At 72.2% G+C, this 5,705-nt stretch carries 7 protein-coding genes; 2 read left to right on the top strand and 5 right to left on the bottom strand.

All coding sequences use genetic code 11. The features are described from left to right. A partial coding sequence (locus AB8Z36_RS28195; RefSeq protein ID WP_369216200.1) for a winged helix-turn-helix transcriptional regulator occupies positions 1-335 on the bottom strand: 335 nt, incomplete at its 3' end. Positions 336-391: 56 nt separating this feature from the next. Between AB8Z36_RS28195 and AB8Z36_RS28190 the strand changes: the two genes are divergently transcribed. Both AB8Z36_RS28190 and AB8Z36_RS28185 read left to right on the top strand, forming a co-directional pair. Continuing rightward, positions 392-1,501, top strand: coding sequence for a Gfo/Idh/MocA family oxidoreductase (locus AB8Z36_RS28190; protein ID WP_369216199.1), 1,110 nt, complete (start codon positions 392-394; stop codon positions 1,499-1,501). After that, a complete protein-coding gene (locus AB8Z36_RS28185; protein ID WP_369216198.1) occupies positions 1,498-1,992 on the top strand; it encodes a heme-degrading domain-containing protein in 495 nt (164 codons plus the stop codon). Before AB8Z36_RS28190 ends, AB8Z36_RS28185 begins: the two co-directional genes overlap by 4 nt. A 54-nt stretch (positions 1,993-2,046) precedes the next feature. Here AB8Z36_RS28185 and AB8Z36_RS28180 read toward each other — a convergent pair whose 3' ends face one another. The 4 genes from AB8Z36_RS28180 to AB8Z36_RS28165 form a co-directional block, all read right to left on the bottom strand. Beyond that, positions 2,047-2,904: a fumarylacetoacetate hydrolase family protein gene (locus tag AB8Z36_RS28180; protein ID WP_369216197.1), complete on the bottom strand. Its 858-nt coding sequence runs from the start codon at positions 2,902-2,904 to the stop codon at positions 2,047-2,049. 187 nt (positions 2,905-3,091) lie between these two features. Further along, positions 3,092-3,874, bottom strand: a complete 783-nt coding sequence (locus AB8Z36_RS28175) for a YidC/Oxa1 family membrane protein insertase (protein ID WP_369216196.1) — start codon at positions 3,872-3,874, stop codon at positions 3,092-3,094. A 123-nt stretch (positions 3,875-3,997) separates the two neighbouring features. Further along, positions 3,998-4,309 carry a DUF6412 domain-containing protein gene (locus AB8Z36_RS28170; RefSeq protein WP_369216201.1) on the bottom strand — a complete coding sequence of 104 codons (312 nt, stop codon included), beginning with the start codon at positions 4,307-4,309 and terminating at the stop codon, positions 3,998-4,000. A 114-nt stretch (positions 4,310-4,423) separates the two neighbouring features. After that, positions 4,424-5,705: sodium:solute symporter family protein (locus AB8Z36_RS28165; protein ID WP_369216195.1), on the bottom strand; the 1,282-nt coding region annotated here is incomplete at its 5' end.

Here is a 5,705-nt window from a genome sequence, read left to right as displayed (position 1 = left end):
GCCCCGGTGAGGTCGACGAGGACCGCCGTCAGCGCGTCCCGGTCCAGGTGGAGGCCGACCGCGTGACCGGCCTCCGGCACCAGACGCAGCACCGTGCGCGGCTTCCCGCCCGTCGAGGCGCGCCGCCCCGCCTCCGCCGCGAGCCCCTCGCCCCGCAGCCGGGCGGTGATCTTGCTGACCGCCTGCGGGGTGAGCCCGGTGCGCTCGGCGAGTTCGAGGCGGCTGATGCCCGCCGTACCCGCCGAGCGCAGCAGATCGAGCACCAGCGCGGCGTTGTGGCCGCGCAGCACCGGCAGGTTCACCCCGGAGCAGATCCTGTTTCCGTACGACTTCACCAGGCCATTGTCCCGCCCGCTTGCACTTTGGCAACACCGTTGCTTAAGTGGACGGCATGACTGGTACAGGTGCTGTGACCGGCACGGACCCCAAGGGCTCACCCCTCCGCGTCGGCCTGGTCGGGTACGGCCTCGCGGGCTCCGTCTTCCACGCCCCGCTGATCGCCGCCACCGAGGGCCTCGCGCTCGACACGGTCGTGACGTCGAACGAGGAGCGGCGGGCGCAGGCCCGCGCCGAGTTCGGCGACGGCCTGCGCTTCGCGGCCTCGCCCGACGAGCTGTGGGACCGCGCGGACGAACTCGACCTGATCGTCGTCGCCTCCCCGAACAAGACCCATGTGCCGCTCGCCACCGCCGCCCTCAAGGCGGGCCTGCCGGTCGTCGTCGACAAGCCCCTCGCGGGCACGGCGGCCGAGGCGCGCGAGCTCGCCTCGCTCGCCGACGAGCGCGGCCTGCTCCTGTCCGTCTTCCAGAACCGCCGCTGGGACAACGACTTCCGCACCCTGCGCAAGCTGCTCGCGGACGGCGACCTCGGCGACGTATGGCGCTTCGAGTCCCGCTTCGAGCGCTGGCGCCCGCGCCCCAAGGGCGGCTGGCGCGAGTCCGGCGACCCCGAGGAGATCGGCGGCCTCCTGTACGACCTGGGCAGCCACGTCGTCGACCAGGCCCTGACCCTCTTCGGCCCGGCGGCGCGCGTGTACGCGGAGTCGGACGTGCGCCGCCCCGGCGCCGAGGCGGACGACGACACCTTCATCGCGGTGACGCACGCCAGCGGCGTCCGCTCCCACCTGTACGTGAGCGCCACGACGGCCCAGCTCGGCCCCCGCTTCCGCGCCCTGGGCAGCCGCGCGGGCTACGTGAAGTACGGCCTCGACCCCCAGGAGGCCGCCCTGCGCGAGGGCGACCGCCCGTCGGCGGGGGCCCCGTGGGGCGAGGAGCCCCAGTCGATGTGGGGCACGATCGGCGCCGGGGAGTCCCCGGCGACCGGCGGCGGCCGCCCGGTGCCGACCCTGCCCGGCGACTACCCCGCGTACTACGCGGCGGTCGCCGCGGCCCTGCGCGGCACCGGCGAGAACCCCGTGACGGCGCACGAGGCCGCCGCGGCCCTGGACGTCCTTGAGGCGGCACGCCGCTCGGCCCGCGACGGTGTGACGGTGACGCTGTGAACACCACGCCGCCCGTGCCCTCGCCGGACGCGGCCCCCACGGTCGGCGAACTGGAAGCCCAGGAGCGCCGCCTGGTCCTGACCCGCTTCACGCACGACGACGCGTGGGCGCTCGGCTCGCTCCTGGTGGACCTCGCCCGCGAGCGCGGCGCCCCCGTGGCGATCGACATCACCCGCGGCGGCCAGCAGCTCTTCCACGCGGCACTGCCCGGCTCCACCCCGGACAACGACGCCTGGCTGACCCGCAAACGCCGCGTCGTCGAGCGCTACGCCGCCTCCTCCCTCCTGGTCGGCACCCGCTTCCGCGCCAAGGGCACGACCTTCGAGGACTCCTCGCGCCTCGACCCGGACAGGTACGCGGCCCACGGCGGCGCGTTTCCCCTCACGGTCGAGGGCGCGGGAGTCATCGGAGTGGCAGCGGTCTCGGGCCTGCCGCAACTGGCGGACCACGCACTGGTGGTGGAGGCGCTGGAGCGGTTCACCACCAGCTAGCCGGGACAGCCATACCGGACCCTCGGCCCTCGACCCTCGGCCTTCTGGGTCCGGCTACGCCCCCTTCAGCTCCTGCCGCTGCCGCCCGAGGCCCTCGATCTCCAGTTCCACCACGTCCCCGGCGCGCAGGTACGGCTTCGGTTCCGGGTGGCCCATGGCGACGCCCGCGGGCGTGCCCGTGTTGATGACGTCGCCCGGGTACAGCGTCATGAACTGGCTCACGTAGCGCACGACCTCGCCCACCGGGAAGATCTGGTCGGCGGTCGTGCCGTCCTGCTTGAGGTCGCCGTTGACCCAGAGCCTCAGCGGGAGGGCCTGCGGGTCGGGTACCTCGTCGGGGGTGACGAGCCAGGGGCCCAGCGGGTTGAACGTCTCGCAGTTCTTGCCCTTGTCCCAGGTACCGCCGCGCTCGATCTGGAACTCCCGCTCCGACACGTCGTGCGCCACCGCGTACCCCGCCACATGCGCGAGCGCGGACTCGGCCGACTCCAGGTAGCGGGCCGTACGTCCGATGACCACGGCCAGCTCCACCTCCCAGTCGGTCTTCAGCGAGCGGCGCGGCACGAGCACGGTGTCATCGGGGCCAACGACGGTGTCCGCCGCCTTGAAGAAGACGACGGGCTCGGCGGGCGGCTCGGCGCCGGTCTCGCGGGCGTGGTCGTGGTAGTTGAGGCCGATGCACACGACCTTGCCGATCCGCCCCACCGGCGGCCCGACCCGCAGCCCTTTCGCGTCGAGAACCGGCAGGTCACCGGCGTCCGCGGCGGCCCTGATCCGGTCGAGGGCCGCCGCGTCGGCGAGCACGCTCCCGTCGATGTCGGCGACGACCCCCGACAGGTCCCTGAGGGTCCCTTCGGCGTCGAGCAGCGCGGGGCGCTCCGCCCCTGCCGTACCGACTCGCAGCAGCTTCATCGTCTGACTCCCTTGGTCGAGTCGTGACCTACGTGATCACGTGGCCCGGCCGATGGGTGCGGCCATCGGAGGTTTGGCCGATCGTCCAAGGTCGGCGTCCGCTCCGCAATACCCCGTTCACGTACTGGACCTTTACGGCCCGGTAGCCCGGCGAGCGCCCGGCGCCTCGGCGCCGGGCCGCCCGGCCTCAGACTGCGGTCGCCAGGGCCGCCGCACCGGCCGGGACATCGCGGTACAGGAACGCCCGCTCCACCGCGCTCCAGGTCGTGCTCGTCACCACGTACAGCGCGGCGGCCAGTGGCACCACAGCGACGGTGAACAGAGTCATGAACGACATCAGCGGCATCACCTTCATCATCGCCCCCATCCCGGGCACCTGCTGCTCCCCGCTGGACGGCTGCCGCGTGGCCGCCATCTGCCGCTTGGTCCGCCGGAAGTTGAAGGTCGCCACGGCCGCGACGACCGCGAACAGCACCAGGTAGACGAGGCCCGAGGGACCGAAGATCCCGCCGTCGCCCAGCGCGTCGGCCCACCGGCCGCCCAGCGGCGCGTCGACGAGGGTGTGCCCGAGCAGCCCGTTCGCCTCGCCGCCGATGCTGGAGCTGGAGAACAGGTGGTAGAGCAGGAAGAACGCGGGGAGCTGGAAGAGGCTCGGCAGGCACCCGGAGAGCGGCGAGACCTTCTCCTTCGCGTGCAGCTCAAGGACGGCCTTCTGCAACCGCTCCGGGTTCTTCGCGTGCTTCTCGCGCAGCTCCGCGATCTGCGGCGACAGCTTGGCGCGCGCCTTCTGGCCACGGGCCGACGCCCGCGACAGCGGGTGCACGAGGAGCCGTACGCAGGCCGTGAACAGCACGATCGCGGCGGCGGTCGCCGAGCCGTGGAAGAGCGGTTCGACGGCGTCGGCGATGTGCTCGACCAGGCCGGCGAACACGGACATGAAGGAGGAGAAGAGATCAGAGATGTCGGACATGGAGAAGCCCTCCGGGGGGTCTCGTCGTGCCGGGAGTGAGGATCAGCTCGGCATGACGACCCGCGCGGGGCCCAGCGCTCTACGAGCGAGAACGCGTGCTCTGCGAGAGAGAGGTGGCGTGCCCTACGCGGCCGTCAGGAGGGCACGGCCGGGTGCTCGGGGGCGCCTGCGCCCCCTGGCGTCGGGATCGCGCTGGGGCAGGAAGGCCGTACGCCGCTCCCGGTCGCGGATGGCCGTGCGCACCTTGGTGCGGGGCACGACGGGCGCGCAGCGCGCGGCGATCACGGAGCAGACGGCGAGCGCGGACCCCGCGGCGGCGGTCGCGGCGAGCGCGACGGCGGCGGTGAGGCTGCCGGTGTCGACGAGGACGACCTCGACGAGGAGGAACAGGAGCAGCAGCGCGGGACGTACGGCGGCCTTGCCACCGCTGATCATGTCGCGCACAGTCGTTCCTCCTCCCGGTCCGGCACCGGCACCGGCACTGACGTATCGCCGTACTGGCGTACCGACGTACTGCCGTATCGACGTACTGCCGTTATACAGGATCGCTCAGGTCCGGCTGAAGGAGCCGTGGGCGCCGTCCCCCAGCGGGTCCCGCGCGAGGACCTCCTCGTCCGCCCGCTCATCCACGCGTCCGGCAGGACCCGCGTACGACACCACCAGCGCCACGGCCAGATTCAGTACGAGCGCGACGATCCCGGCGTTCACGCCGAAGACGGGGTCGTGCCCGCTGAAGACGAGCGCGCAGACGACCGCGACCCCCACGACGAGCCCGCTCAGCGCCCCCACGAGGGTCAGCCGCCGCCACACCAGACCGATGAGCAGCATGGGTACGAGCTGCGCCATGCCCTCGTAGGAGATGAGGGAGAGCCGTACGAGGGTGTTGGGCGCCGCGTAGGTGAGGACGAGGGCGAGGGCGCCCGCGATGACGACCACGCCCTGCGAGGCCAGCTTCTGGCGCCGCTGCCCGCGCCACCGGGGCAGCAGGGACAGCACACTGCTCCCCCACATCGTGCCGATGACCAGCATGAACACCGCCATCGGCACGATGGAGGAGAGCGCGGCGGCGACCCCGATGACGCCGACGGCCCACGCGGGCAGCGAGTCGACGACGAGCTTGAAGAGCGCGAGGTTGGACTCCGCGCCGACGAGCCCCGGCACGACGAAGAGGGCGGCCATGCCGAGGAGCATGGGGACGAAGAGCAGCACGTTGTAGGCGGGCAGCCAGATGGCGTTGCGCCGCAGCCCGTCGGCGCTGCGGGCGCCCAGATACCCGGCGACGGTGGTGGGGAAGATGACGACCGTCAGGGCGTTGAGCAGCGAGGTCGTGGCGAACCAGGCCTCTCCGTACTGGCTGCCGCCGCTCCCCGGCAGCGTCAGCCAGTCGCTCTTCTCCCTGACCACCCGGTCGAGGAAGTCCCCGTAGCCGTCGAAGTAGTGGAGGGGCACATAGACGATGAGGAAGGCGAGAGTCCCGACGACGAGCACGTCCTTCAGTACCGACACCCAGGCGCTGCCGCGCAGCCCGCTGACCACCACGAAGCCGGTGGTCACGGCGAAGCCGATGAAGTAGGCCCAGTTCAGGCTGATGGCGCCGTAGGAGATGGTGGAGACGACGACGCCCATGCCGGTGATCTGGAGCTGGATGTACGGCAGCAGGAAGACGGTGACGAGCAGGGCGACACCGGCGCCGAGCCATGGCCGCCCGTACCGGTGGGCGACCATGTCGGAGATGCTGACGAGACCGTGGCGCCGGGCGTAGGACCAGAGCATGGGTCCGACGACSTAGCCGACGGCGTACCCGCAGGACATGTACGCGACGACGTACAGC

The sequence above is a fragment of the Streptomyces flavofungini genome, assembly GCF_041028215.1.
Classification (GTDB): Bacteria; Actinomycetota; Actinomycetes; order Streptomycetales; family Streptomycetaceae; genus Streptomyces; species Streptomyces flavofungini_B.
The sequence above is the reverse complement of the archived record's forward strand: the minus strand, read 5'-3'. Positions and strand labels throughout refer to the sequence as shown.

Bases quoted from the DNA above. Each gene is read 5' to 3' on its own strand.
- AB8Z36_RS28190 (WP_369216199.1), top strand. From the start codon at position 392: ATGACTGGTACAGGTGCTGTGACCGGCACGGACCCCAAGGGCTCACCC.
- AB8Z36_RS28180 (WP_369216197.1), bottom strand. From the start codon at position 2,904: ATGAAGCTGCTGCGAGTCGGTACGGCAGGGGCGGAGCGCCCCGCGCTG.
- AB8Z36_RS28175 (WP_369216196.1), bottom strand. From the start codon at position 3,874: ATGTCCGACATCTCTGATCTCTTCTCCTCCTTCATGTCCGTGTTCGCC.
- AB8Z36_RS28170 (WP_369216201.1), bottom strand. From the start codon at position 4,309: ATGATCAGCGGTGGCAAGGCCGCCGTACGTCCCGCGCTGCTGCTCCTG.